This window comes from Microbacterium oxydans, assembly GCF_000956405.1.
Classification (GTDB): Bacteria; Actinomycetota; Actinomycetes; order Actinomycetales; family Microbacteriaceae; genus Microbacterium; species Microbacterium oxydans_C.
The window spans coordinates 78,331-103,138 of record NZ_JYIV01000030.1 but is presented as its reverse complement, the minus strand read 5'-3'; the positions used below and the strand labels follow the sequence as shown (position 1 = coordinate 103,138).

Below are 24,808 nucleotides of genomic sequence, written 5' to 3'. Positions count from 1 at the left end.
CCCTCGCACAGGAAGGCTCACCATGCCCGGCATCCACTCCGACATCACGACCGCTTTCGGCAACACGCCGCTCGTCCGCCTCAACCGGGTGACCGAGGGTCTCGGTGCGACCGTGCTCGCCAAGCTCGAGTACTACAACCCCGCATCGAGCGTGAAGGATCGCATCGGCATCGCGATGATCAATGCCGCCGAGGCGTCGGGCGAGCTGAAGCCGGGCGGCACGATCGTGGAGTCGACCAGCGGCAACACCGGCATCGCCCTCGCGATGGTGGGCGCCGCGCGCGGATACCGCGTGATCCTGACCATGCCGGCCTCCATGTCGAAGGAGCGCCGCGTGCTGCTGAAGGCGTTCGGCGCGCAGATCGTGCTCACCGACCCCACCAAGGGCATGAGCGGGGCGATCGAGGAGACCAAGCGCATCGTCGCCGAGACCCCGGGGGCGATCTGGATCCGCCAGTTCGAGAACGCTGCGAACCCGCAGATCCACCGCGAGACCACGGCACAGGAGATCCTCCGCGACACCGACGGCACCGTCGACATCCTGGTGGCCGGAGTCGGCACCGGCGGCACGGTGACCGGGACCGGCCAGGCGTTGAAGGCCGCGAAGCCCGGAGTCCAGGTGATCGCCGTCGAGCCGAAGGACTCCCCCGTGCTGACCGAGGGTCACCCCGGCCCCCACAAGATCCAGGGCATCGGACCGAACTTCGTCCCCGATGTGCTCGACCGCGAGGTGCTCGACGAGATCCTCACCGCTGAATTCGACGAGTCGATCCGCGTCGCCCGCGAGTTGGCCGCCAAGGAGGGTCTGCTCGTCGGCATGTCTTCCGGTGCAGCCGTCGCCGCCGCGCTGAAGGTCGCCACCCGCCCCGAGAACGCCGGCAAGACCATCGTGGTCGTGATCCCCGACACCGGTGAGCGCTACCTCTCCACCGCGCTGTTCGAGGATCTGCGCGAGAGCTGAGCACGTCGATGGGAATGATCGGGCGAATGCGCGAGGACATCGCGGCGGCCCGCCTTCGAGACCCGGCAGCGCGCAGCGCCGTCGAGGTCGCGCTGTTGTACCCCGGACTGCACGCGATCTGGGCGCACCGTGTCTCGCACGCGCTCTGGCGGCGTCGGCTGCGTCTGCTCGCGCGTGCCGGCTCGCAGGTGTCCCGATGGCTCACCGGGATCGAGATCCACCCCGGGGCGAGGATCGGTCGTCGCTTCTTCATCGATCACGGCATGGGCGTCGTGATCGGCGAGACCGCCGTGGTGGGTGATGACGTGATGCTCTATCACGGCGTCACACTGGGCGGACGCACGCGCAGCTCCGGCAAGCGGCACCCCACTCTGGAAGACGGAGTCGCCGTGGGCGCGGGGGCCAAGATCCTCGGGCCCATCACGATCGGCGCGGGATCCGTGGTCGGAGCGAACGCGGTCGTGACCCGCGACGCCCCGGCCGACAGCGTGCTCGTCGGCGTTCCGGCGAAGCCGCGGCACCGGAGCAACGGCGAGGACACCAGGGCTCTGCTCACCGCCCCCGACCACTACGCGATCTGACCCGCATCTCCAGGGCTGAAGTGCGTGCCCTAGCGGCGTGCTCCCTTGGCCGAGTCGACCTTCTTGCGGAGGAAGATGAGCGGCAGCAGCACACTGCCGAGCGCTGTGATCAACCAGACGATCACCGAACCGAGCAGCCATCCGGTCAGGTCGGTGATCCGCAGCCCTCCGATGGGGAGCAGCACGACGATGATCAGAGAGATCAACGTGGAGACGATCCCGATACCGCCCATCAGCACGGGTGCATAGCGATTCGCGATCTTCACGACCCACGGCGAGAGCACGCTCTGCAGGATCGCGAAGATGAGGATGCAGACGACGAACCCCCACCACTTGTCCCACTCGATCTCGAAGCCGTCGAGCAGAAGGTCGGCGGCGATCAGGCCGAGGCCGGCGGACACCAGGTACAGCAGGCCGCGGAACAGGAATGTGATCACGGGCCGAGCATAGCGCCACGCATCCGGGATGACGGGGAGGCGGCGTGCACCCCTCCCCGCCATCCGGTCGTCACTGAGCCACGAAGAACGGGACAGCTCCGCTCAGGATGCCGACGCCGAGCATCACGAGCGAGACGATCGTCGCGCGCCACAGCACCTTGCGGTGGTGGTCCCCCAGGTTCACGCTCGCGAGAGACACGAGCAGCAGGATCGCGGGCACGAGCGGGCTCTGCAGATGCACGGGCTGACCGGTGATGGAGGCCCTCGCCATCTCCACCGGGTCGATGCCGAAGCTCGCCGCGCTCTGCGCGAGCACCGGGAGGATGCCGAAGTAGAACGCATCGTTCGACATGAAGAACGTGAACGGGATCGACAGGACTCCGGTGATCGGTGCGAGGAACGGGCCGAGCGCCGGCGGGAGCACGTTCGTGATCCAGGCGGCCATCGCATCGACCATGCCGGTGCCGGTGAGCACCCCCACCAGGACTCCCGCTGCGATCACCATGGAGACGACCCCAACGATGCTCGGCGCGTGCGCGACGATCTCAGAAGCCTGCTCCTTGATGCCACGGAAGTTGATGACGAGTGCGAGTCCGGCCCCCACCATGAACACATACGGCAGCGGCAGGATGTCGAGCACCAGCAGCACCATCACCGCGACGGTGAGAGCGAGGTTGAACCAGATGAGCTTCGGCCGAAGCGTCGGGCGCGCGGGGTCCAGCATCGTGTCGGCCATGGCCGTGTCCGCGGGGTCGACGCTCGCAGCGGAGACCGGTGCATGTCCGCCAGCCACGACCACGAGGTTGCCGGTCCGCAGCGACGCACGCGCTCCCGGCTTCGGCTCCGCCCCGCGGAAGATCTTCGGCACGGTCGAGAGCGATCCGCCCTCGGCACCGGCGAGCAGTCCCTCCGCGCCGAGGTGACCGAGACGGCGGCGCTCCTGCAGCCCGAGGATCCACGCGAATCCGAGCGTCACGACGATCCCGGCGCCGAGAGCCGGCAGCATCGGCACGAAGATGTCGGTCGGCTGCACACCGAGCGCTGTGGCTGCGCGTACGGTCGGCCCGCCCCAGGGGACGATGTTCAGCGTGCCGTTCATGAGACCGGCGACACAGGTCAACACCACCGGGCTCATCCCCAGGCGGAGGTAGATGGGCAGCATCGCCGAGGTCGTGATGATGAAGGTCGTCGAGCCATCGCCGTCCAGGGACACGGCTCCGGCGAGGATCGCGGTTCCGAGCACCACCTTCGCCGGATCATCTCCGAGCAGACGGGTGATCAGGCGGATGAGCGGGTCGAACAGCCCCACGTCGATCATGATGCCGAAGAACATGATCGCGAACATCAGCAGCGCCGCGGTGGGTGCCATCTTGCCGATCGAATCGAGGATCATGTCACCGAGGCCGAGGCCCGCGCCCGCGAAGAGTCCGAACGCGGTCGGAACGAGGATCAGCGCCACCATGGGCGTGAGGCGCTTGGTCATGATGAGGGTCATGAAGGCGAGGACCATCGTGAACCCGAGGAGCACGAGCACCCACTCCGGCGGCACGAACGCCACGTCGTAGGTCGGCGCCTCTTCGGCGGCCGCGAACAGACCGGTGACTGCGTCTGGCATGCGTTGACTCCTTCGTCGTGTCTCCGTCTGCGCCGACGGATCCCGACGAGACTAGGCAATCCGCGGACACCGGGTGCGGTATCTCGCATTCCCTGCTGTTATGCGCGTAGCGTGGGTTCTGCGCATATTGCGCGACAGCTGTACGGAGAGAATCACGGTGCCGAGGATGACGTCGACGAGACCACGGTTCGCCACGCGCGCCCTGCTTCTCCAGCTCGCCACGGTCGCTCTCGTCGTCGCGCTCTGCACCGGGGTGTATCTGCTCCTCGCCGTGCAGCAGCTGCGTGCAGAGGCGGAATCGACGGCACTGGGAATCGCCCGCACGCTCGCGGAGGATCCGCAGGTGCGCGCCGAGGTCACTCGCATCTCCCTCCAGGACGGCACGCCAGACGCCGCCGAACTGCGTGAGGGCGATCTGCAGCGCATCGCATCCGACGTCAGCGCGCGCACCGGAGCACTGTTCGTGGTGCTCACCGACGACCACGGCATCCGTCTCGCGCACCCGAACCCCGCACGGATCGGCGAGGAGGTGAGCACGCCGTACGAAGAGGTGCTCGCGGGCGCCGAGATCGTCGACTGGCAGACCGGGACGCTGGGTGAGTCCGCGCGCGCGAAGGTTCCCGTCCGGGACGACGTAGGCATCCCCGTGGGTGAGGTCAGCGTGGGGTTCGAGCGTGCGGGGGTCTTCGACGATCTGCCACCCCTGCTGTCCGTGATCGGCGGAACGGCCGCGGGTGCCCTCGCGCTGGCGGTGCTGGCATCTCTGCTGCTCCGCAGGCGGTGGGAGCGGCTGACCCTCGGCGTGCAACCGGAAGAGCTGGTCGCGCTGGTGCAGAACCAGACGGCCGTGCTGGACGGTGTGGACGACGGAGTCATCGCCATCGACACCCGAGGGGTCGTGCGTGTGAGCAACGCCGCCGCCGATCGCCTGCTCGGCCTCGACGACCCGATCGGACGTCCCGTCGTCGCGCTCGGCCTGGCTCCGACCGTCCTGGACGCCCTGACCGGTGCGCAGGCCAGCGCGAGTGCACTCGTCGGAGACCGGATGCTGTATCTCGACTCGCGGACGGTGGTGCGGGAGGGACGGCAGCTCGGCAACGTGCTCATCGTGCGCGACCGCACGGATCTGGTCGCATTGACCGAGCGCCTGGAGACCGTGAGGACCATGACGGCTGCGCTGCGCGTGCAGAGGCACGAGTTCGCCAACCGCATGCATGTGGCCGCCGGGCTCATCGATGCCGACCGGGTGACCGACGCCAGGGCGTTCCTCGGCGAACTCGTGGAGCGCGGCCCGGTCGCGTTCCCGGTCGCGGGTCTCGACCTGCTGCACGATCCCTTCCTGCACTCGTTCCTGGGTGCCAAGGCCGTCGAGGCCGGAGAACGCGGCGTCGCCCTGCGCATCTCGGACGACACCCATCTGATCGGCACCGTGATCGAAGCCGAAGACGTCGCCGCGGTCCTCGGCAATCTCGTGGACAACGCTGTCACCGCTGCGGTCTCGAGCGAGCGCACGCCGCGATGGGTCGAAGTCGCCGTCCTGGACGACGACGAGGCGCTGGTGTTCACCGTCTCCGACTCCGGGCCCGGGCTCGGGGCCGTCGATCCCCTCGCGCCGCGGGCACGGGACCAGAAGACCACCGACACCGTGCACGGGCACGGGATCGGACTTCCGCTGTCGACGGAGATCGCGCGACGGAACGGAGGCGACCTCTGGGTCATCGACCCGGGCGGTGTCGACGGCGGCGCGGTCTTCGCCGCGCGCATCAACGGAGCAGTCGCCCGCGACGCCCACGACCACGAGGAGAACACATGACCGTCCCGCCGCGCGTACTCATCCTGGACGACGACTTCCGGGTCGCTCAGCTGCATCAGGGCATCGTCGATGAGCATCCCGGGTTCCGCGTCACCGAGACCGTGCGCTCGCTCGCCGAAGCCCGAGACAGCATCCGTGCGTCCCGACCCGATCTGCTCATCGCCGATGTGTTCCTCCCCGACGGGGACGGCATCTCGCTCGTGCGGGAGTCCGGCATCGACGCGATCCTGATATCCGCGGCCGACGATGCCCCCACCGTGCGCAGGGCGCTGAGGTCCGGAGCCGTCGGCTACCTCCTGAAGCCGTTCGAGCGGCGGGCGCTGTCAGGACTGCTGGACCGCTACGTCCGCTACCGCAACCTCATCGACGGAGACCGACGCCTCCGCCAAGATGACGTGGACCGCGCCCTCGCCATCCTGCACGGTGCCGGCGAACCGGTATCGATCTCACGGTCGGCGACGGAGCAGCTCGTGCTCGCTGCCCTCGGCGACGGCGAGCACTCGGCGGCCGAGGTCGGGGAACGCGTCGGGATCTCACGCGCGACCGCGCAGCGGCATCTGGCAGCCCTCGCCGCGAGAGCCGTGGTCGAAGTACGCCTCAACTACGGCTCGACCGGCCGCCCGGAGCACCGCTACGCCGCACGCGTCTGACGAGGAACGGCCGTAGGGTCAGGAGTCCGAGCCCACCGCTGCGAGTCGTGCTTCCTCATCCGCGGCGATCGCGCTCTCGATGATCGGGTCGAGAGCACCGTCCATGACCTGGTCGAGGTTGTACGCCTTGAACCCGGTCCGGTGATCCGCGATCCGGTTCTCCGGGAAGTTGTAGGTGCGGATGCGCTCCGAACGGTCCATTCCCCGGATCTGCGACTTGCGTGCGTCGGAGGCGGCTGCATCGAGCTCCTCCTGCTGCTTCGCGAGCAGCCGCGCGCGCAGCACACGCATCGCGGCCTCGCGGTTCTGCAGCTGCGACTTCTCGTTCTGCATCGACACGACGATGCCGGTGGGCACGTGCGTGATCCGCACCGCCGAGTCGGTGGTGTTCACGGACTGGCCACCGGGTCCCGAGGAGCGGAACACGTCGATCTTGAGATCGTTCTGGTCGATGTGGATCTCCTCCGGCTCATCGACCTCGGGGAAGACCAGGACACCGGTCGTAGAGGTGTGGATACGCCCCTGCGACTCGGTCGCGGGAACGCGCTGCACACGGTGCACGCCCCCCTCGTACTTCAGGTGCGCCCAGACACCCTGGGCCGGATCGGAGGAGGAACCCTTGATGGCGACCTGGACGTCCTTGTAACCGCCGAGATCGGACTCGTTGCGCTCCAGGAGCTCGGTCTTCCAGCCCTTGGACGCGGCGTACTGGATGTACATGCGCAGGAGGTCGGCGGCGAACAGTGCGGACTCCGCACCGCCCTCCCCCGCTTTGATCTCCATGATCACGTCTCGGGCGTCGTCCGGATCACGCGGGATCAGCAGGCGCCGCAGACGCTCCTGAGCGCCCTGCAGCTCCTCCTCCATCGCGGGGATCTCCGCGGCGATGGACTCGTCCTCGCGTGCGAACTCCCGAGCCGTCTCCAGGTCGTCTGTCGCCGCGACCCAGGCCTCGTAGGCGGAGACGATTCGCGACAGCTCGGCGTAGCGACGGTTGACGCGCTTGGCACGTGCCGCGTCGGCGTGCACCGCCGGGTCGGAGAGCTCCTCCTGCACCCGGCGATGCTCGTCGATCAGAGTCTGGACGGACTCGAACACGGGTCAGCCGCTCAGCGGATGTTGTTGTCGTGCCCGTGAGCGCCCGAAGGCAGCGTCGGGATCGACTTCTGCATCTGCACGAGGAACTCGACGTTCGAGTTGGTCTCCTTGAGCTTGCCGAGCACCACCTCGAGCGCCTGCTGCGGGTCGAGGCCGGCGAGGGCACGGCGCAGCTTCCAGGTGATCTTGACCTCGTCGGCCGAGAGCAGCATCTCCTCGCGGCGGGTGCTGGACGCGTTCACGTCCACCGCCGGGAAGATGCGCTTGTCGGCCAGCTGACGGGAAAGGCGCAGCTCGCTGTTGCCGGTGCCCTTGAACTCCTCGAAGATGACCTCGTCCATCTTGGAGCCGGTCTCGACGAGCGCGGTGGCGAGGATCGTGAGGGATCCGCCGTTCTCGATGTTGCGGGCGGCTCCGAAGAAGCGCTTCGGCGGGTAGAGGGCGGATGCGTCGACGCCGCCGGTGAGGACGCGGCCGGACGCCGGAGCGGCCAGGTTGTACGCACGTCCGAGGCGGGTGATCGAGTCGAGCAGCACGACCACGTCGCGGCCCAGCTCGACGAGGCGCTTGGCACGCTCGATCGCGAGCTCGGCAACGGTGGTGTGGTCCTCCGCAGGGCGGTCGAAGGTGGAGGCGATGACCTCGCCCTTCACGGTGCGCTCCATGTCGGTGACCTCTTCGGGGCGCTCGTCGACGAGCACGACCATGAGGTGCACCTCGGGGTTGTTCTGCGCGATCGCGTTGGCGATCTGCTGCAGGACGATCGTCTTGCCGGCCTTGGGCGGCGCGACGATGAGACCACGCTGGCCCTTGCCGATCGGCGCCACGAGGTCGATGATGCGCTGCGTCAGCTTCTCGGGGGCCGTCTCCAGGCGCAGGCGCTCCTGGGGGTAGAGCGGGGTGAGCTTGCCGAACTCCACGCGGGTGGCCGCGTCGTCGACCGAGAGGCCGTTGATCGAGTCGACCTTGACGAGCGCGTTGTACTTCTGGCGGCCCTGCTGCTCGCCCTCGCGCGGCTGCTTGATGGAGCCGACGACCGCGTCGCCCTTGCGGAGGTTGTACTTCTTGACCTGGCCGAGCGAGACGTAGACGTCGCTGGGGCCGGCGAGGTATCCGGTGGTGCGCACGAAGGCGTAGTTGTCGAGCACGTCGAGGATGCCGGCGATCGGGATGAGGACGTCGTCCTCGGTGATCTCGGTCTCGAACTCGTCGGTCGGTGCACCGTTGCGGCGCTTGTTGCGCTGACGGTTGCGGTTGTTGCCGCCGGACTGCTCGTCCTCGGCGGCCGGCTGCGTCTGCTGCTGCTCCTGGGCCGCGCCGTTCTGGCCGCGACCGCGGTTGCGGCTGCGGTTGCGGTTGCGTCCGCGACCGCCCTGCTCCTCGCCGCCGTCCGCAGAGTCGGACTCGGAGTTCTGCGACACCTCAGCGGGTGCGGAATCGGAGGAGGACTCTGCTGCCGACTCCGTGGCGGGTGCCTCGGCATCGGCAGCGGGCTTCTGTGCACCGCGGCGTCCTCGGCCTGTGGTCTTGGGTGCGGCCTCAGCGGGCGCATCGGCACCTGCGGACTCGGCGGCGGGAGCCTCGGCGGGCGCCGTCTCCGCGGCAGGAGCCTCGGCATCCGCCTTCTTCGCACGGCTGCGGCTCGGACGCTTGGCCTTCGGCGCGGCCTCGGTGGTCTCCGCGGCAGCGGAGCCCTCGGGGGCGGCTGCCTCCGGAGCGGCGTCCGACTTCGCGACCTTCGTCGCCTCCGCCTTCTCAGCCTTGGCGGCTTCCGCCTTCTCGGCCTTCGCCGCTGCCGTCGCGGTGCTCGCCCGACGCGGAGCGCGCTTGCGCGCCGGTGCCGCTTCGGTCGTCGACTCTGCCGCCGCCGCGGGTGCTTCCGAAGCGGGCGCAGACTGATCGTTCTGGGTCTCGGAGAGGTTCTCCACGAGTACTCCCTTATATGTCATGGGGAATGAGCGTTGAACGCGCACAACGGGTGCTGCGCACGATCGCACGGGCTGACGCTCGGCGCCAGCCAGCCTCGGCAGGCGGCTCTGGAATGAGCTCTGCCACAGGGGTTTGCGTGCGGGTCTTGCAAGAGTTGCAATGGGGCCAGATTCACGCAGTTACGTGGAGCCCTCCGCTCGAGACCCCACTGTACCACCACGCACGTCGACAGCGAGCAGGAGCGCCTCCCACGGGGTGTCGGTGACCTGCTCCGCCAGTTTGACGGCCTCCTGCCGACTGCCCGGACCGTCCGCCAGCACCAGCACGCTGGGGCCCGCGCCCGAGACGACCGCGGCGAAGCCGGCCGCGCGCAGAGCCTGCACGAGACGCTGCGTCTCGGGCATCGCTCCCGCACGATAGTCCTGGTGGAGCCGGTCGGCCGTCGCGTCCAGGAGCAGCTCAGGACTCTGCATCAGCGCGGCGATCAGCAGCGCGGAGCGGGAGACGTTGAACACGGCGTCGGCCGTGGAGACCTGCGGCGGCTGGAGCGACCGCGCCTGCGAGGTCGACATCGTATAGGCCGGGACCAGCACGAGCGGCGACACCCCTCGGTGCACGAGGAGCTTCTTGTGCTGCGGTCCGCGCTCCGACATCCATGCGATCGTCAGACCGCCGAACAGAGCCGGCGCCACGTTGTCCGGGTGCCCTTCGAGCTCAGTCGCCAGACGGAGGAGGTCCGTGTCGCTGATCTCCACATCGCCTTCGAGCAATCCCTTCGCCGCGAGAACACCCGCGGCGACGGCGGCACCGGATGAACCGAGGCCCCTGCCGTGCGGCACGGCGTTCTCCGCGATGATGCGCAGTCCGGGAACCGGTCGTCCCACGTCCGCGAAGACATAGGCGATGGTGCGGACGATCAGATTCGACTCGTCGCGCGGGATCTCGGCCGCGCCGGAGCCGGAGACCTCGATCTCGAGCTCGCCGGCGGGCAGCGCCGTGACCAGGAGGGTGTCGTAGATGCTGAGCGCGAGGCCCAGAGTGTCGAAGCCGGGACCGAGGTTCGCGCTCGTCGCCGGCACCCGCACCTCGACGGTGCGTCCGTCGACGGCTCCGCCCTCCGCGGGAGCGACGGCCGCTGCCATCGTCACTCGCCTTCCACCCGCAGCACCGAGACCACGCGGGCGACGACTTCGCTGTCCCCGAGAGCGTCGACGGTGGCGCTGAGGGCCTGCTCGGTCGCGCGGTGCGTGCCGATGATCAGACGCGCCGTCGGCTCGTCCTCGCCTTCCACGGTCTGCACGACGGTGGCGACCGAGACGTCACCGTCGCTGAGGATGCTCGCGACCGTCGCGAGCACACCGGGCGCATCCGCGACCTCGAGGGTGATCTGGTAGCGGGTGGTGACGTGACCGATCGGCACGACGGGCAGATTGGCGCGGGTGGACTCCCCGACGCCGACCCCGCCTGCGATGTGACGACGGGCCGCGGAGACGACGTCGCCGAGAACGGCGGACGCGGTCTGCACGCCACCGGCACCGGCACCGTAGAACATCAGCGAGCCCGCGGCCTCCGCCTCGACGAACACCGCGTTGTTGGCACCGTGCACGGAGGCGAGGGGGTGGGAGGTGGGGACGAGCGCCGGGTACACGCGCACCGAGATCGACTCGGCACCGTTGGCCTCGATCCGTTCGCACACGGCGAGCAGCTTGATCACGAAACCTGCGGCGCGCGCCTCTTCGATCATCGATGCCGTGATCGAGGTGATGCCCTCGCGGTAGACGGCGTCGAGCGGAACGGCGGTGTGGAACGCGAGGCTCGCGAGGATCGCCGCCTTCTGCGCCGCGTCGTACCCTTCGACGTCTGCGGTCGGGTCGGCCTCGGCGTAGCCCAGTCGCTGTGCGTCGGCGAGCACGTCGGCGAAGTCGGCGCCTTCCGTCTCCATCCGGTCGAGGATGTAGTTCGTCGTGCCGTTGACGATGCCCATGATGCGCACCACGCGGTCGCCCGCGAGGGAGTCGCGCAGGGGACGGATGATCGGGATCGCCCCGGCGGCAGCGGCCTCGTAGTAGACGGAGGCTCCCACGCGGTCGGCGGCCTCGAAGAGCTCGGGGCCATGCGTGGCCAGGAGAGCCTTGTTGGCGGTGACCACGTCGGCGCCGGAGCCGATGGCCTGCAGGATGTTCGTGCGGGCCGGCTCGATGCCCCCGATGAGCTCGATCACGATGTCTGCCCCGAGGATCAGGGACTCGGCGTCGGTCGTGAAGAGCTCCTTGGGCAGGTCGACGTCTCGCGGCGCATCGAGGTTGCGCACCGCGATGCCGGCGAGCTCCAGTTCGGCGCCGGCACGGTCGGCGAGCTCGTCGCCGTGGCGCAGCAGGAGGGCCGCGACCTGAGAGCCGACCGCCCCGGCACCCAGCAGCGCCACACGAAGTCGTCGGTATTCAGTCATGGTTGCTCCTTCGGAGGTGGGTCATTGGTCTCCCTCGGGGGCGTGCGCCCCGTCGATGCCCGCGTCGCGGGCCAACACGTCGTCGATGGTCTCGCCGCGCACGATCACCGTGGAGCGTCCGCCGCGCACGGCGACGACCGGTGGTCGCGGGACATGGTTGTAGTTGCTGGCGAGCGAGACGCAGTAGGCTCCGGTCGCCGGCACGGCGAGCAGATCCCCCGGGACGAGGTCATCCGGGAGGTACTCGTGATCCACGACGATGTCGCCGGACTCGCAGTGCTTGCCGACCACGCGGCTGAGCCGCGGCTCTCCGCCCCCGATGCGCGAGGCGATCCGCGCAGAGTACTGGGCTCCGTAGAGGGCCGGACGCGCGTTGTCGCTCATACCGCCGTCGACGCTGATGTAGCGCCGGACCGCTCCGGTGTCGATCGTCACGTCCTTGGTGGTGCCGACCTCGTAGATCGTGACGCCGGCGGTGCCGACGATGGCGCGACCCGGTTCGAAGGACAGGGCGGGGACCGGGATGCCGCGGGCGGCGCAGTCCTCGGCGACCGCGGTGACGATCGCCCCGGCGAGGTCTTCGATGGGTGTCGGGTCGTCCACGCGCGTGTACGCGATGCCGAAGCCGCCGCCGAGGTTGAGCTGGGGCACGGGGCCGCCCTCGAGCAGGGCTGCATGCAGGTCGAGCACGCGCGACGCGGATTCGCGGAAGCCGGCGACGCCGAAGATCTGCGATCCGATGTGGCAGTGCAGTCCGGCGAACACCAGGCCGGGGATCTCTCGGATGCGGGCCACCGCTCGCTCGGCGTCCGGCAGGGGGAACCCGAACTTCTGGTCCTCGTGGGCGGTGGCGAGGAAGTCGTGGGTCTCGGCATGGACGCCGCTGATCACACGCACGAGCACGCGCTGGGTCGCGCCGGTGCGGGCCGTGATCGCTGCGAGCCGTTCGATCTCGATGGCGCTGTCGACGATGACCGTGCCGACGCCGACCTCCACCGCCCGCTCGAGTTCGGCGATGGACTTGTTGTTGCCGTGGAAGCCGATGGAAGCGGGAGCGACGCCTGCCGCGAGGGCCACGGCGAGCTCTCCCCCGGTGCACACGTCGACGCGCAGTCCCTCATCGACGACCCACCGCGCGACCGTGGTGCACAGGAAGGCCTTGCCCGCGTAGTACACCTGCGCCGTGGTGCCGTTCTCGGACGCCGCCTGGTCGAACGCCAGACGGAATCTCCGCGCACGACCTCGCACCTCGTCTTCGTCGAGGACGAGCAGCGGAGTGCCGTAGCTGCGTGCCAGGTCCGTAGCGCTGACGCCGGCGATGTCGAGCACGCCGTCGGCGTCGCGCACCGCAGAGGCCGGCCAGACGCCATCGGCGAGATCGTTCGCGTCATCGGGGACGGCGAGCCATTCCGGAGCGAGCGAATCGGCAGGGAGAAGCACTGATCACCAATCGTGGGAAGGATCTCGGGCAGGGCGCGCACATCGAGGTTGACCCCGATTCTAGGGCACCCACCCCGTCGTCTTGATCACGGTGACTCGCCGCGTCAAGCCCCTGCAGCACTCCACCGGCGCCTCCTAAGGTGGGGGCGTGACGAACAGCGAGACAGCACACCACGACACGGAGTCCCCCGCGAAGCCGAAACCGGGACTGATCGCGCGCATCACGACGCCGGCCATCGCGTGGGCACTCGCCCGGCGACCCGTCAGAGCCGCGCTGCTCTACTCCGAACGACGGGGTCCGATGCTGGCCGACAGCGTCACGTACCGCGCCCTGTTCAGCGTGTTCGCCGGGGTGCTGCTCGGCTTCTCGATCGCGGCGCTCTGGCTCGCGGGCAACCCCGACGCCTGGCGAGCCATCATCGAGGCGGTGCAGTCCGCCGTGCCCGGTCTGATCGGGAAGGACGGCGCGATCGACCCGGACGACCTCAAGGCGCCGGCGTCGCTCTCCGTCGCGGGCATCATCTCGCTCGTCGCCCTCATCGGGGCCGCTCTCGGCGCGATCGGCTCCCTCCGCACAGCTGTGCGGGTCATCGCCGGCACCGTCCAGGACGACATCCTCTGGGTGTGGGTGATCCTGCGCAACCTGGCCCTCGCCGCCGGGATCGGACTCGCGTTCGTCGCCTCCGCCGCGCTCACCTTCGTCGGCCAGCTGGGCCTGGAGTGGATCGCCGGTCTCCTCGGCCTCCCCACCGACTCCCCCGCGGTCGCCTGGACCGTCAGGCTGCTCTCACTGCTCGTGGTGTTCGCGCTCGACGCCGTGCTGATCATCGGCGTGTTCCGCCTCCTCTCGGGTGTGCGCCCCGCCGCCCGGTCCCTGTGGCCGGGTGCTCTGATCGGCGCCTTCGGCCTCCTGGTTCTCCAGGAGCTGTCCGGCCTGTTCGTGGGCGGCGCGACCAGCAACCCGCTCCTCGCCTCTTTCGCCTCTCTCCTCGCCCTGTTGATCTGGCTGAACTTCTCCACGCAGGTGATGTTGTTCGCCTGTGCCTATATCGTGACCGCCGAGGACGAGAGGTCCGATCGCGTACATGCGCGGTTCGCCGCGACCACCTTCCCCCAGCGGCGGCTGCAGCGCGCCGAGGCCGAAGTGCAGATCGCGACGGCCGAGCTGCGGGCGGCGCAGAAGGCCGCGGCTCCCGAAGAGCGGTCCTGATCCGAATCTCTGGCCAGCGCTCTCGTTGTGACCGAATCGGGTAGATTGGTCACAACGAGAGGGTGACATGGAGCCACGCCGCACGAGCATCAGCATCCCCGGTGCCACGGTCTCAGTGCTGGAGTGGCGGCCACCCTCCGAGTCCGGCATCCCCGTCCTGCTCCTGCACGGCGGAGGGGCGGACAACGCCGAGCTGTCATGGGGCGCGGTCGGCCCCGCACTCGCCCGTGCCGGGCATCGGGTGTTCGCCCCCGATCATCCCGGTTTCGGTCGCAGCCCCCGCGCCGGCCGCCCGCTCACCCAGGAACACCTGGTGCGGTACGTGGGTGGACTCGTCGACGCGCTCGGCCTCGATAGCTACGCGATCGCCGGCCTGTCGCTCGGCGGAGGCATGACCCTCGGTCATCTCCTGGATCAGCCGGGCCGCGCGAGGGCTGCCGTCCTCCTGGGGTGCTACGGTCTGATGCCGCGCCTGGCCGACGGGATCTCCGGAAGGCTGACGCACTTCGGCACGTACCTGCTGCTGCGCTCGGGTCTGCTGGCCGCGGCCACCCGGTCCTACGCACGCAACGGCGCCGCGATGGAGAGAGGCCTCGCCACCCTCGTGCGGAATCCGCAGGCCCGCACTCCCGAGCTCGTGAAGGCGGTGCTCGACGAAGCCTCCACCGGCACGGGCCTCAGAAGCTTCGAGGACTGGCAGCGCGATCAGGTGCTCTGGAATCGACTGCGTACGGTGTACACGCCCCGACTTCCCTCGATCACGACCCCCACGCATCTCGTGCACGGCGATCACGACACCGGAGTCCCACTCCGCCATGCCGAAGCCGCCGCGCAGCTGCTGCCCGCCGGATCGCTGACGACCGTCCCCGGAGCCGGGCACTGGGTGCAGCGCGACCGCCCCGACCTCGTCGTCCCGGCGATGCTCGACCACCTGGAGAGGAACCGCGATGCCCAGACCCCGCGTCCCTGACCGCCGCGAGCGGATCCTCGACGCCGCCGAGGAGCTCGTGCTCGCCCGCGGCTTCGACGCCATGAGCGTTGCATCGATCGCCGAACATGCCGGCATCGGCAAAGGCGCGATCTACCTGGAGTTCGCCGGCAAGAAAGAGATCCTCGATGCGCTCCTGCAGCGCGGCACGACGCGCATGAACGACCGTGTTCGTCGCGAGTTGGGCGACCGACCACGCCTGAGCTCGGCATACCGTGCGTCCGCACGCGCCTTGAGCGACGACGCGCTGATGACCGCATCCTTCCTCGATGATCGAGGCATCCTCGGCGCGCACGTGGCGGAGGTCACGGACGGCCGGTACCGCGACCGGCAGAAGAGCGTCAACGAATGGCTGCAGGACCTGCAGGGTCGAGGCGAGATCGTGGCGGACGTGGATGTCGAGGCCCTCGCCCTCGCACTCTCCAGCGCGTCGATCGGGCTGCTCTCCGCATCCCGGCTGCTCGGTCCGTTCGAGCCGGCACTGCTCGAACGCGCCATCGACACGATCGGCCGCATGGCCGAGTCCTTCGAGAGGAACTGATCATGCATGTCGAGACCTCCGGCGATCCGGTCGACCCTCCGCTGCTCCTCCTGCACGGCGGAGGCGTCGCCGGGTGGATGTGGGAGCCCCTCCGTACCCACCTCGTCGACGGCGTGCGAGCGATCGTCCCGGATCTCCCCGGCCACGGACGCAGCTCGGACGACGCATACAGTTCCCACGCATCCACGGTCGACGCACTCGCCGAAGTGCTGCAGGAGGTCGGGCGACCGGTGACCGTGGTCGGCTTCTCCCTCGGCGCGCAGCTCACCGTGCAGCTCGCCTCGGGGTTTCCCGAAATGGTGCGGAACGTCATCGTCATCAGCGCGCAAACCGTGCCGATGCGGATGACGCGCCCCACTCTCGCTCTCCTCGGAGCGACGGCGAGCCTGGCGAGGAATGAGCGGTTCGCGCGGGTGCAGGCACGGCAGCTGTTCATTCCGGACGAGCTCGTGGCGGACTATGTGCGCACGTCCGCGGGCATCTCGCGCGAGACTCTCCTGCGGTCGGTCGAGGAGAATCTCCGTTTCACGCCTCCCGCCGGCTGGCGGACTTATCCCGGAGCTGCGTCGATCCTCGTCGGCGAGAAGGAGAAGTCGATCATGAAGCGCTCGGCCGTGCTGCTCCACGACTCCCTGCCGCACAGCACGCGGGAGGTCATCGATGATTGCGGGCACGGCATCCCGCTGCAGCGGCCTGCCTGGCTCGCCCGGCACATCGAGGCGACGCTCGACGACCGCGGCTCGGCGTAGCTCGCGGGCGGCCGTGCGTCAGCGCGGGCAGGCGCCCTTCTCCTGGAGCGCCTTGTCTGTGACGATCGCGCCGTTCACGTCGATGTCGATCACGGCGGCATCGTCGACGATCTCTAGTCCTGTGAGCGTGAGTCCTGCCGGCAGCTGATCCGCTATGCACACCCGCTGAGGTTGCGTGAGCCCCTCCCCGAGGGAGCCGAGAGTGGAAGCGACTCTGTCGAGGTCGATGTCGAGTCCGCCGATGCTGGCGGCGACCGGCGTGAGCTCGAGATCGCCGTCGACGGCTCCGGGTGTGAGGGTGACCGAGAGCGGCACGGCGCCCCCGAGCACGCTGATCGAACCGCTCACGGTGGCATTCGGCGCCGCGAACTCCACCGAGTCGACGGGCAGATCGGTGTCAGCCAGGAGGGCGGTGAACTGCTCCTGACCGATGCGGATGGTGCCGGAGGCGCCGCCGAGGTCCCCGCCTCGGAGCGGGACCCCCGTGGCCGTGACATCGGCCGCGCCCGTGATCCCCTCGAGGGTGACGGAGTCCGTGGAGAGGCGCAGGGTGTCGAGGGTGCCGCCGATCAGCTGCGGCAACAGGAGCCCCTGTGTCTCCACATCGAGCTGCTGGTCGGCGGGGAGGTCGAGCTGCTCCACCACGATCGAGCGCACGACGCCCGGCAGCACGGCGCGCGCGATGAGCTCCGCCGCCACGACCAGCAGCGCGAGGACGACGACAACGACGAGCAGCACCCACGGCCACCGTGGCCGCTTGCGCGGAGTGGCGTCTGCACCCTGATCTGTCGTGGAGCCCGGGATCACGAGTGTCGGGTGCTCCGCCCCCGCGTCCGGGTAGGGCAGGGTGTGGTTGTCGTCGCTCATGCCTGCGTGCACTACATGCGCTCCGGTGCCGAGACTCCGAGCAGGTCGAGCCCGTTGCGCAGAACCTGTCCGGTGGCGTCATTGAGCCACAGACGGGTGCGATGCACGCTCTCGATGGGATCGTCGCTCAGCGGGATCACGCGGCAGTTGTCGTACCAGCGGTGGTACAGGCCGGCGAGTTCCTCGAGGTAGCGGGCGACACGATGCGGCTCGCGCACCTCGGCAGCGAAGGCTACGATGCGCGGGAACTCCTGCAGCGCGCCGAGCAGCGCGCTCTCGGTCTCGTGCGTGAGAGTTTCGGGCGCGAACTCCGAGCGGGCGACGCCCGACGCGGCGGCGTTGCGGGCCACGTTGAAGGTGCGGGCATGCGCGTACTGCACGTAGAACACGGGGTTGTCGTTCGTGCGCTTCTGCAACAGCTCGGGGTCGAGCGCGAGCGGCGAGTCCGCGGGCGAGCGCTCCAGGGAGTAGCGCAGCGCGTCGGTGCCCAGCCACTCACGCAGGTCGTCCATCTCGATGATGTTGCCCGCACGCTTGCTCAGACGGGCCCCGCCGATCGAGACGAGCTGTCCGATGAGCACCTCGACGTTCTTCTCGGGGTCCTCGCCCGCGGCGCCAGCGATCGCCTTGAGGCGGTGCACGTAGCCGTGGTGGTCCGCGCCGAGCAGGTAGATCTTGTCCTGGAAGCCGCGGTCGCCCTTGTTGAGGTAGTAGGCGGCGTCGGCGGCGAAGTAGGTGTACTCGCCGTTCGAGCGACGGATCACGCGGTCCTTGTCGTCGCCGAAGTCGGTGGTGCGCACCCAGACGGCGCCCTCCTGGTCGAAGACATGCCCCTGCTCGCGCAGGCGATCGACGGCCTGGTCGACCAGACTCACACCCTGATCGTTCTTGGCGTGCAGGGTGCGCTCGGAGAACCAGACGTCGAAGTCGACATTGAACTTCGACAGGGACTGCTTCTGCTCTTCGAGCTGGTACTCGTAGGCGAGCTCGCGTGCGACGTCGAGCTGTTCGTCGGCCGGCAGTTCGAGCAGGTCGGGACGCGCAGCGAGCACACGCGCGGCGAGGTCGCCGATGTAGCTTCCCGCGTAGCCGCCCTCCGGGGTCGGCTCACCTTTCGCCGCGGCGAGGACGGAGCTCGCGAAGCGGTCCATCTGCGCGCCCGCGTCGTTGATGTAGTACTCCCTGGCGACGGTGGCGCCCGACGCGGCGAGCACCCGGGCGATCGCATCGCCGAGAGCAGCCCAGCGCGTGTGGCCGATGTGGAGAGGACCGGTGGGGTTCGCACTCACGAACTCGATGTTGATGCTCTGGCCCACCTGCGAGTCATTGGATCCGTACGCGGCCCCCGCATCGACGATGACCTTGGCCAGCGCACCGGCGGCTGCCGCGTCGAGGCGGATGTTGATGAATCCGGGGCCGGCGACCTCAGCGCTCGCGATGCCGTCCACGGAGGCGAGGCCTTCGGCGATCTGCTGGGCCAGCTCACGCGGGTTCGTGCCGAGCGGCTTCGCCAGGCGCATGGCGATGTTCGACGACCAGTCGCCGTGATCGCGGTTGCGGGGGCGCTCGAGCACGATGTCGGATGCGGAGAGCTCCAGCGGCTCGCCGGGACGTCGTTCCTCGGCGATGGGGGCGAGGACGGCGAGGAGGGCTGCGGCGAGGGTTTCGGGGTTCATAGCCCCCTCAGTTTACGGGGCCGGACGCGGACGCCCGACGGCACGCACGGGGAGGAATTCGCGTTCGCACTCCTGTGATCTACTCTCATCACATGAAGCCAGCCGCCGCCCGCCGCCGCCGGGGCGTCGCCGCCATCGCCGCCGCTCTGATCGTGACGGTCGCGGCCGTGGTCCTGGGCGTGTGGCGACCCTGGGTTCCGGCGCCTCTCACCGCCCCGGTCAGTGCGGCCGCAGCAGGCGGACAGGACGCATCGGCGGTCACCGCCCCGGCACCCCTCGTGCTGCCGGAGAGTCCCACCGTGCTGGTGTTCGGCGACTCCTGGACGTACGGTTCGGCGGCGACCCTCCCCACGCAGGGCTACGCCTATCTCCTCGCCGACCTCCTCGGAGGCCGAACCATCGTGGACGGTGTGCGCGGGAGCGGCTACCTCAAGCCCGGAATCGACGGCCCGACGTTCGGGGAGCGCATCGCCGCGCTCGACCCGTCGCTGTCGCCGGACCTCGTGATCATGCAGGGCTCGATCAACGACCGTGCCCAGGGTGCCGCCGGATACCGCGAGGCCGTGAACGCCGCGTGGGACGCGATGGCCGCCCTCTACCCGAAGGCCACGATCGTGGTGCTCGGCCCGGCCCCGCACGAGCTTCCCGTCGGCGCGACCACAGCCCGCATCGATACCGACCTCGCAGAGCTCGCCGCAGCGCGCGGCTGGTGGTACATCTCCCCCATCGCCCAGGACTGGATCACCGCACAGAACTATCTCGACGTGATCGACGTGGAGGTCGGCCGCAAGCACCCATCGACGAATGGGCACCGGTATCTCGCCGAGAAGCTGGCCGCCGCCCTCGACGGACTGCGCGCCGCGCCCATGACGGAGGCCGGTGGGTCGGAGACCACCCCCAACGAGTGATATTGTCGATCGGTACGCCTCCGTAGCTCAGTGGATAGAGCGCCGGTTTCCGGTACCGTAGGTCGCAGGTTCGACTCCTGTCGGGGGCACACACAACGCATATGAGAAGGGGGACCGTCCAGGTGGACGGTCCCCCTTCTGTCCCTCTGGTGTCGCCGTCCTCCGTCCAGAAGACCGCGTGGTGAGCCCCTGGCTGCGGCTGGAGCGTCAGCCCATGCTTTCACTATTGGCGGGGTGCTCCCGCTGCTCACGATCTTGCTGCCGCCCGTCGACCTGCGCGTCCCGATCACGTTCATCGTCGTCGTACTCGCGCTGGCGCTGACGGGGTTCGTGAGTGCCAAGACCGGTGGGAACCCTGCGGCCCGGCCAACGGAACGGGTCGTGGTCGGCGGCGCGCTCGCTCTCTCCGCGACGTTCGCACTCGGTTCGCTTCTCCGAACGACCGGCAACGCCTGAGAATCACCTATGACAACGGCGTGCGCCTTGTTGTCTTAGAGCTCCCTCAGAGGGCCGTGGGGACGATGGCGTCATGAGCACCCTCCGCACCGCCTCAACACCCACGCCGACCGTGCGTGTATCGAAGCCCCGAGTCGCCACCTCGTGGTGGCGGGTCGCCGCGCTTGTAGTGATCTGGGTGACGAGCGTGTTCGTCGTCGCCCTGTGGGTGGCCGGGGGCGGGGTGACCGCTGTACTCGGTTTCTCTGCGGAGAGCGTGACCACTCTGGGAAGGCTCTCCGGGCTCGTCGCGGCGAACCTGCTGCTCTATCAGGTGTTGTTGATGGCGAAGGTTCCGCTGTTCGAGCGGGGGTTCGGTCGTGAGGGAATCACGCGGCTTCATCGACAGGTCGGCTTCTGGTCGTTCTGGTTGATGGGTCTGCACATCCTGCTGCTGGTCGTCGGATATGCCGCGGCGACAGGTGTGGGCCTGTGGGATCAGTTGTGGAGTTTCGTGTGGGATTACCCGGGGATGCTACTGGCGACCGCGGGAACCGGGCTGCTCGTGATGGTCGTGGTCACCTCGATCCGCCGCGCCCGCCGCCGCCTGCGTTACGAGTCGTGGCATCTTCTGCACCTGTACGCGTACCTCGGCGTCTTCCTGGCACTGCCGCACCAGTTGTGGACGGGAGCTGACTTCCTCTCGTCGACGCTGGCCACGATCTACTGGTGGTCACTGTGGGTTGCCGCAGCGGCTGCCGTCATCTCGTTCCGCGTTGTCGCGCCGCTTGTCCGCTCGCAACGGCACGCTCTCCGCGTCGACACCGTCGCACTCGACGGTGCAGCCGGAGTCACCGTGCGCGTGTCCGGTCGGGACCTCGGTGCGCTGAAGGCACGAGCGGGCCAGTTCTTCGTCTGGCGGTTCCTGGACGGGCCGGGATGGATGCGAGGGCACCCGTTCTCCCTCTCAGCCGCCCCCGGAGACACCTACGCGCTCACGGCACGCCTCGTCGGCGACGGCACGACTCGACTCGCGTCGCTGCGTCCGGGCACCCGCGTGTTGGTGGAGGGACCGTTCGGGGAGATGACTGGAGATCGCCGCACGGGCCGGAAGCTCCTGATGGTCGGTGCGGGAGCCGGAGTGGCCCCGCTTGTATCGCTCCTCGAGGCGGAGCGATACGAGCCAGGTGACGCGGCCCTGGTCGTCCGGGACACTGCGGACTCTGACGCCCTGCTGCGGGAGCCGATCTCGTCGCTGATCCGTGAGCGCGGGGTGCGTCACTTCCCGCTCGCCGGCCCTCGCGCCGGCGGGAACTCTCCGTGGCTTCCGGCCACCCACACCGCCTGGAATGGCCCCGATCTGCTGCGCTACATCGCCCCTGACCCGGACGAGTACGACGTGTACCTGTGCGGCCCCGACGGGTGGATGCGCGCTCTGCGAGAAGACCTCCGCGGCGCCGGCTTCACCGCCGACCGCATCCACTCCGAATCGTTCACCCCCTGAGTATCGAGGGAGCATCGCCATGAAGAAGATCATCTACGCACTCCTCGCGACCCTGAGCGGGATCGTCCTCCTGCTCAGCTACCGCACTTCCCTCGACGCAGTTCCCCCCTCCGACATCGCCGGCCCCGCCAGCAGCACCACCCAGAGCACCAGCGGGTCCGCATCGACCACCACGGCCGGGACCACGACCGGGCTCACGGACGGGACATTCACCGGCGACACCACCCAGACGCGCTACGGGCCCATCCAGGTGCAGATCACCGTGAGGGGAGGGAAGATCACCGACGCGCAAGCGCTCCAGTACCCCGACAGCAACGGTCGAGACCAACAGATCAACGCGCACGCGATCCCGCTGCTGGTCTCCGAGACGGTCCAGGGTCAGAGCGCACACATCCAGATGGTGTCCGGCGCCACCTATACCAGCGACGGGTATGCGAGCTCGCTGCAGAGCGCTATCGATCAGGCACAACAATGACTACTCCAGACATCCACGTGCACGTCGAGCACACCATGGGCACCGCGATCAGCATCCACATCGTCGACCCGCGTGACGACCCTGCGGTCCGGGATGCAGTGCGGGCGTGCGTCGAGGAGCTCCGCGACATCGACCGCGTGTTCTCGCCCTACCGGGCCGACTCCGATATCAGCCGCATCCGGGCCGGTGACCTCCGCATCCGGGATGCCGACCCGCGCGTGGCAGAGGTCGCTGCCGCGTGCGCCGACTACGAACACGCGACCGGCGGGCTCTTCGCCGCATCGTGGCGGGGCGGGTTCGACCCCACCGGGTACGTCAAAGGATGGGCGGTAGAGCACGCGAGCAGACGACACCTCGCCCCACTTCTCGCATCAGCTCGAGCGATCGGCATCAACGCCGGAGGGGACCTTCAACTGTTCACCGCACAGGACTCGGACTGGGTCTGGGACGTGGGCATCGCAGACCCCCGCCGCCCCGGAAGCGTTCTCGCGACGATGCAGGTGACGAATGGCGCGGTGGCCACGTCCGGTCCGGCAGAACGTGGCAGCCACATCATCGATCCGCGCACCGGTCACCGCACGCACGGCATCGCCTCTGTCACCGTCGTCGCCGACAGTCTCGCTCACGCAGATGTCTGGGCGACAGCCGCCGTCGCCGCAGGCCCCTCCGATACCACCTGGATCGCCGCCTCCCGCACGAGTACCGGGATGCTCGTCACGGATAACGGAGCGATAGCGCGGTGGATCGGGTCGACACCCGTCGAGGTCACCTCGTTGTCGTCGTGGGCAGCGTGAGCAGGAACACTGTCCCGGCCGGGGACGTCGATTCGACGACGATGCTGCCGCCGGCGCGCTGTGCGACGTCCCGTACCAGAGAGAGCCCGATCCCGAAACCGCGCCCACGGCCGCTGTCGGGAGTGCGAGCGAACCTCTCGAACACCTGAGCAGGGTCGATACCGGAGATCCCCACCCCGTGATCCGTCACACGGACCTGCACCCCGCTCGCCGACCGCCGTGCTGAGAGCTCGACCGAGCCGCCTGCCGGTGAGTGCGCGACCGCGTTATCCAGGAGTGCGACCAGGGCCCGCACGAGGGTCACCGGCGGCACCGGCACGACAGCGCCCACGACGTCGACGTCGATCCTCACGTCCGCTTCGTCCGCCAGGGAGCGGATCGCGGCTGTGGCGTCGCGGGCGGCGTCGGCGAGGACTGCTGATTCTCCGGCGAACGACTGTCCTTCTGCGGCGAGGAGCATGTCGGAGAGGACGTCGCGCATGCGATCCGCGTCTCCTCGCAGCTCGCGCGCCGTCGCGGTCACGTCCTCTCCGCGGTCCAGACGGCGCTGCAGGATCTGGATACGGCTCGTGAGAGCCGTCAGCGGCGTGCGGAGCTCATGACTCGCGTCCGCGACGAACTGTCGTTGCCGCCGCAGAGCGTCTCTCAGCGGGAGTGCTGCTCGCCGCGCGGCGATACTCGCAACCACGGCCAGCAACAGCACCCCTACCGCACCGAGCAGGACCACGACGGGCACGAGAACACTGATGTCGACGACGAAGTCGTCGCCGCCCGCACCCGGGAACCAGCCGCCCTCATGCCTCTCGCCCTCACGGCGCGACGACGACAGCACCACCGCGAGAAGAATCAGCACACCTGCGAGGACGATCACCCCGGACGAGACGCCCACCCAGACCGCGACGACCCGAGCCGACCGCCGCACCTTCTCCGCATCCGGGTCTCTCTGCGCACTCATGACGGGTTCCCCGCCCGATACCCGCGCGCTCTGACCGTCTCGATCATCTCGGGAGTCGTCTTCTTCCGCACATAGTGCACATACGTGTCCACGGAGCTCGCGGAATCACCGGCAGGGAACACCGCCCGGAGGATCTCCTCTCGACCGAACACATGGTCCGGACTCTCGCTGAGCACCTCCAGCAACGTGCTCTCCGTCGCCGTGAGCGCGATCCGGTATCCCGACGGGTCGAAGACCGCCTGTGCTGTCGGGGCGAAACTCCACCGACCGAGCTCGCGCCGGGCCCCACCCGACTGGAAAGCCCGCTGCAGTGCGCGCAACCGCGCCAACAGCTCGTCGTAGTCGAACGGCTTGACGAGATAGTCGTTCGCCCCACCGTCGAGCCCCGCGACCTTGTCGCCCACCGCGCCCAGGGCAGTCAGCATGAGCACCGGGGTCGTGATGTGCGCCGTGCGCACCGCGCGAACAAGATCGACACCGTCCATCCCCGGCAGCCGCCTGTCCACCACCATCAGGTCATACCGCGTGCCCAGCGCCAAACGCAGGGCGACCGCGCCGTCGGGCGCATGATCGACCCGATACGTCTCCGACAACACCTCGACCGTCATCGCCGCGATATCCGGATCGTCCTCGACGTACAGCACAGACGCGAGCTTCGAGGGTCCCATCATGAGGTGATCCTGCCACGCGCCACCGGCATGACGCCATGACCCCCGACAAGCGCGCAACGAAA

At 69.0% G+C, this 24,808-nt stretch carries 24 protein-coding genes and 1 tRNA gene; 14 read left to right on the top strand and 11 right to left on the bottom strand.

The annotated features are described in order from the left end of the window. The first annotated feature begins 22 nt into the window (after positions 1–22). Positions 23–961 (top strand): cysteine synthase A, encoded by a 939-nt coding sequence (cysK, locus tag RN51_RS15890; RefSeq protein ID WP_045265018.1) that lies wholly within the window; start codon positions 23–25, stop codon positions 959–961. A gap of 8 nt (positions 962–969) precedes the next feature. Beyond that, positions 970–1,542 carry a serine O-acetyltransferase EpsC gene (epsC, locus tag RN51_RS15885; protein ID WP_045265017.1) on the top strand — a complete coding sequence of 191 codons (573 nt, stop codon included), beginning with the start codon at positions 970–972 and terminating at the stop codon, positions 1,540–1,542. Positions 1,543–1,571: 29 nt separating this feature from the next. Here the strand turns inward: epsC and RN51_RS15880 are convergent, their stop codons facing one another. Together RN51_RS15880 and RN51_RS15875 are read right to left on the bottom strand one after the other, a co-directional pair. Continuing rightward, positions 1,572–1,979: a phage holin family protein gene (locus RN51_RS15880; protein ID WP_045265362.1), complete on the bottom strand. Its 408-nt coding sequence runs from the start codon at positions 1,977–1,979 to the stop codon at positions 1,572–1,574. A 70-nt stretch (positions 1,980–2,049) separates the two neighbouring features. Then, positions 2,050–3,594, bottom strand: coding sequence for a CitMHS family transporter (locus RN51_RS15875; RefSeq protein ID WP_045265016.1), 1,545 nt, complete (start codon positions 3,592–3,594; stop codon positions 2,050–2,052). A 166-nt stretch (positions 3,595–3,760) separates the two neighbouring features. On the opposite strand from RN51_RS15875, the gene RN51_RS15870 reads away from it, so the two are divergent. Both RN51_RS15870 and RN51_RS15865 read left to right on the top strand, forming a co-directional pair. Beyond that, the gene (locus RN51_RS15870) at positions 3,761–5,407 is read left to right on the top strand and encodes a sensor histidine kinase (RefSeq protein WP_045265015.1); all 1,647 of its coding nucleotides are present in this window, start codon (positions 3,761–3,763) and stop codon (positions 5,405–5,407) included. Then, positions 5,404–6,057 (top strand): response regulator, encoded by a 654-nt coding sequence (locus tag RN51_RS15865; protein ID WP_045265014.1) that lies wholly within the window; start codon positions 5,404–5,406, stop codon positions 6,055–6,057. Before RN51_RS15870 ends, RN51_RS15865 begins: the two co-directional genes overlap by 4 nt. 18 nt (positions 6,058–6,075) lie before the next feature. Here the strand turns inward: RN51_RS15865 and prfA are convergent, their stop codons facing one another. The 5 genes from prfA to lysA form a co-directional block, all read right to left on the bottom strand. After that, positions 6,076–7,155: a peptide chain release factor 1 gene (gene prfA, locus RN51_RS15860; RefSeq protein ID WP_045265013.1), complete on the bottom strand. Its 1,080-nt coding sequence runs from the start codon at positions 7,153–7,155 to the stop codon at positions 6,076–6,078. Between the two features lie 11 nt (positions 7,156–7,166). Then, entirely contained in the window at positions 7,167–9,083 is a 1,917-nt protein-coding gene (rho, locus tag RN51_RS15855) for a transcription termination factor Rho (RefSeq protein ID WP_052674755.1), read from the bottom strand. Positions 9,084–9,263: 180 nt separating this feature from the next. Next, a complete protein-coding gene (gene thrB, locus RN51_RS15850) occupies positions 9,264–10,226 on the bottom strand; it encodes a homoserine kinase (protein ID WP_045265011.1) in 963 nt (320 codons plus the stop codon). Positions 10,227–10,228: 2 nt separating this feature from the next. Then, positions 10,229–11,533, bottom strand: a complete 1,305-nt coding sequence (locus tag RN51_RS15845; RefSeq protein WP_045265010.1) for a homoserine dehydrogenase — start codon at positions 11,531–11,533, stop codon at positions 10,229–10,231. Between the two features lie 21 nt (positions 11,534–11,554). Continuing rightward, the gene (gene lysA, locus RN51_RS15840; protein ID WP_045265009.1) at positions 11,555–12,973 is read right to left on the bottom strand and encodes a diaminopimelate decarboxylase; all 1,419 of its coding nucleotides are present in this window, start codon (positions 12,971–12,973) and stop codon (positions 11,555–11,557) included. 148 nt (positions 12,974–13,121) lie between these two features. On the opposite strand from lysA, the gene RN51_RS15835 reads away from it, so the two are divergent. The 4 genes from RN51_RS15835 to RN51_RS15820 all read left to right on the top strand — a co-directional run bounded on the left by RN51_RS15835 (position 13,122) and on the right by RN51_RS15820 (position 16,461). Then, positions 13,122–14,183 carry a YihY/virulence factor BrkB family protein gene (locus RN51_RS15835; RefSeq protein ID WP_082066626.1) on the top strand — a complete coding sequence of 354 codons (1,062 nt, stop codon included), beginning with the start codon at positions 13,122–13,124 and terminating at the stop codon, positions 14,181–14,183. A 67-nt stretch (positions 14,184–14,250) separates the two neighbouring features. Continuing rightward, positions 14,251–15,153 (top strand): alpha/beta fold hydrolase, encoded by a 903-nt coding sequence (locus RN51_RS15830; protein WP_045265008.1) that lies wholly within the window; start codon positions 14,251–14,253, stop codon positions 15,151–15,153. Further along, a complete protein-coding gene (locus tag RN51_RS15825; RefSeq protein WP_045265007.1) occupies positions 15,131–15,712 on the top strand; it encodes a TetR/AcrR family transcriptional regulator in 582 nt (193 codons plus the stop codon). The genes RN51_RS15830 and RN51_RS15825 overlap by 23 nt, the downstream gene beginning before the upstream one ends. A gap of 2 nt (positions 15,713–15,714) precedes the next feature. Beyond that, complete coding sequence (locus RN51_RS15820) at positions 15,715–16,461, top strand: alpha/beta fold hydrolase (protein ID WP_045265006.1); 747 nt, start codon at positions 15,715–15,717, stop codon at positions 16,459–16,461. Between the two features lie 18 nt (positions 16,462–16,479). Here the strand turns inward: RN51_RS15820 and RN51_RS15815 are convergent, their stop codons facing one another. Continuing rightward, entirely contained in the window at positions 16,480–17,328 is an 849-nt protein-coding gene (locus RN51_RS15815; RefSeq protein ID WP_045265360.1) for a DUF2993 domain-containing protein, read from the bottom strand. An 11-nt stretch (positions 17,329–17,339) separates the two neighbouring features. Next, on the bottom strand, positions 17,340–19,004 hold the full coding sequence (argS, locus tag RN51_RS15810) for an arginine--tRNA ligase (protein WP_045265005.1): 1,665 nt from the start codon (positions 19,002–19,004) through the stop codon (positions 17,340–17,342). A 92-nt stretch (positions 19,005–19,096) separates the two neighbouring features. Between argS and RN51_RS15805 the strand changes: the two genes are divergently transcribed. The 6 genes from RN51_RS15805 to RN51_RS15780 all read left to right on the top strand — a co-directional run bounded on the left by RN51_RS15805 (position 19,097) and on the right by RN51_RS15780 (position 23,120). Then, positions 19,097–19,912 carry an SGNH/GDSL hydrolase family protein gene (locus RN51_RS15805; protein WP_045265004.1) on the top strand — a complete coding sequence of 272 codons (816 nt, stop codon included), beginning with the start codon at positions 19,097–19,099 and terminating at the stop codon, positions 19,910–19,912. Positions 19,913–19,928: 16 nt separating this feature from the next. After that, positions 19,929–20,001: transfer RNA gene (locus RN51_RS15800), tRNA-Arg, on the top strand. Positions 20,002–20,146: 145 nt separating this feature from the next. Next, a complete protein-coding gene (locus RN51_RS15795; RefSeq protein WP_052674754.1) occupies positions 20,147–20,368 on the top strand; it encodes a VIT1/CCC1 transporter family protein in 222 nt (73 codons plus the stop codon). A 73-nt stretch (positions 20,369–20,441) separates the two neighbouring features. After that, positions 20,442–21,851: a ferric reductase-like transmembrane domain-containing protein gene (locus RN51_RS15790; protein ID WP_052674753.1), complete on the top strand. Its 1,410-nt coding sequence runs from the start codon at positions 20,442–20,444 to the stop codon at positions 21,849–21,851. A 19-nt stretch (positions 21,852–21,870) separates the two neighbouring features. Beyond that, the gene (locus RN51_RS15785) at positions 21,871–22,326 is read left to right on the top strand and encodes an FMN-binding protein (protein ID WP_045265003.1); all 456 of its coding nucleotides are present in this window, start codon (positions 21,871–21,873) and stop codon (positions 22,324–22,326) included. Continuing rightward, a complete protein-coding gene (locus tag RN51_RS15780) occupies positions 22,323–23,120 on the top strand; it encodes an FAD:protein FMN transferase (protein ID WP_052674752.1) in 798 nt (265 codons plus the stop codon). Before RN51_RS15785 ends, RN51_RS15780 begins: the two co-directional genes overlap by 4 nt. Here the strand turns inward: RN51_RS15780 and RN51_RS15775 are convergent. Together RN51_RS15775 and RN51_RS15770 are read right to left on the bottom strand one after the other, a co-directional pair. Continuing rightward, a complete protein-coding gene (locus RN51_RS15775; RefSeq protein WP_045265001.1) occupies positions 23,092–24,075 on the bottom strand; it encodes a sensor histidine kinase in 984 nt (327 codons plus the stop codon). The genes RN51_RS15780 and RN51_RS15775 overlap by 29 nt on opposite strands. Beyond that, positions 24,072–24,746: a response regulator transcription factor gene (locus RN51_RS15770; RefSeq protein WP_231579328.1), complete on the bottom strand. Its 675-nt coding sequence runs from the start codon at positions 24,744–24,746 to the stop codon at positions 24,072–24,074. The genes RN51_RS15775 and RN51_RS15770 overlap by 4 nt, the downstream gene beginning before the upstream one ends. Between the last annotated feature and the right edge of the window lie 62 nt (positions 24,747–24,808).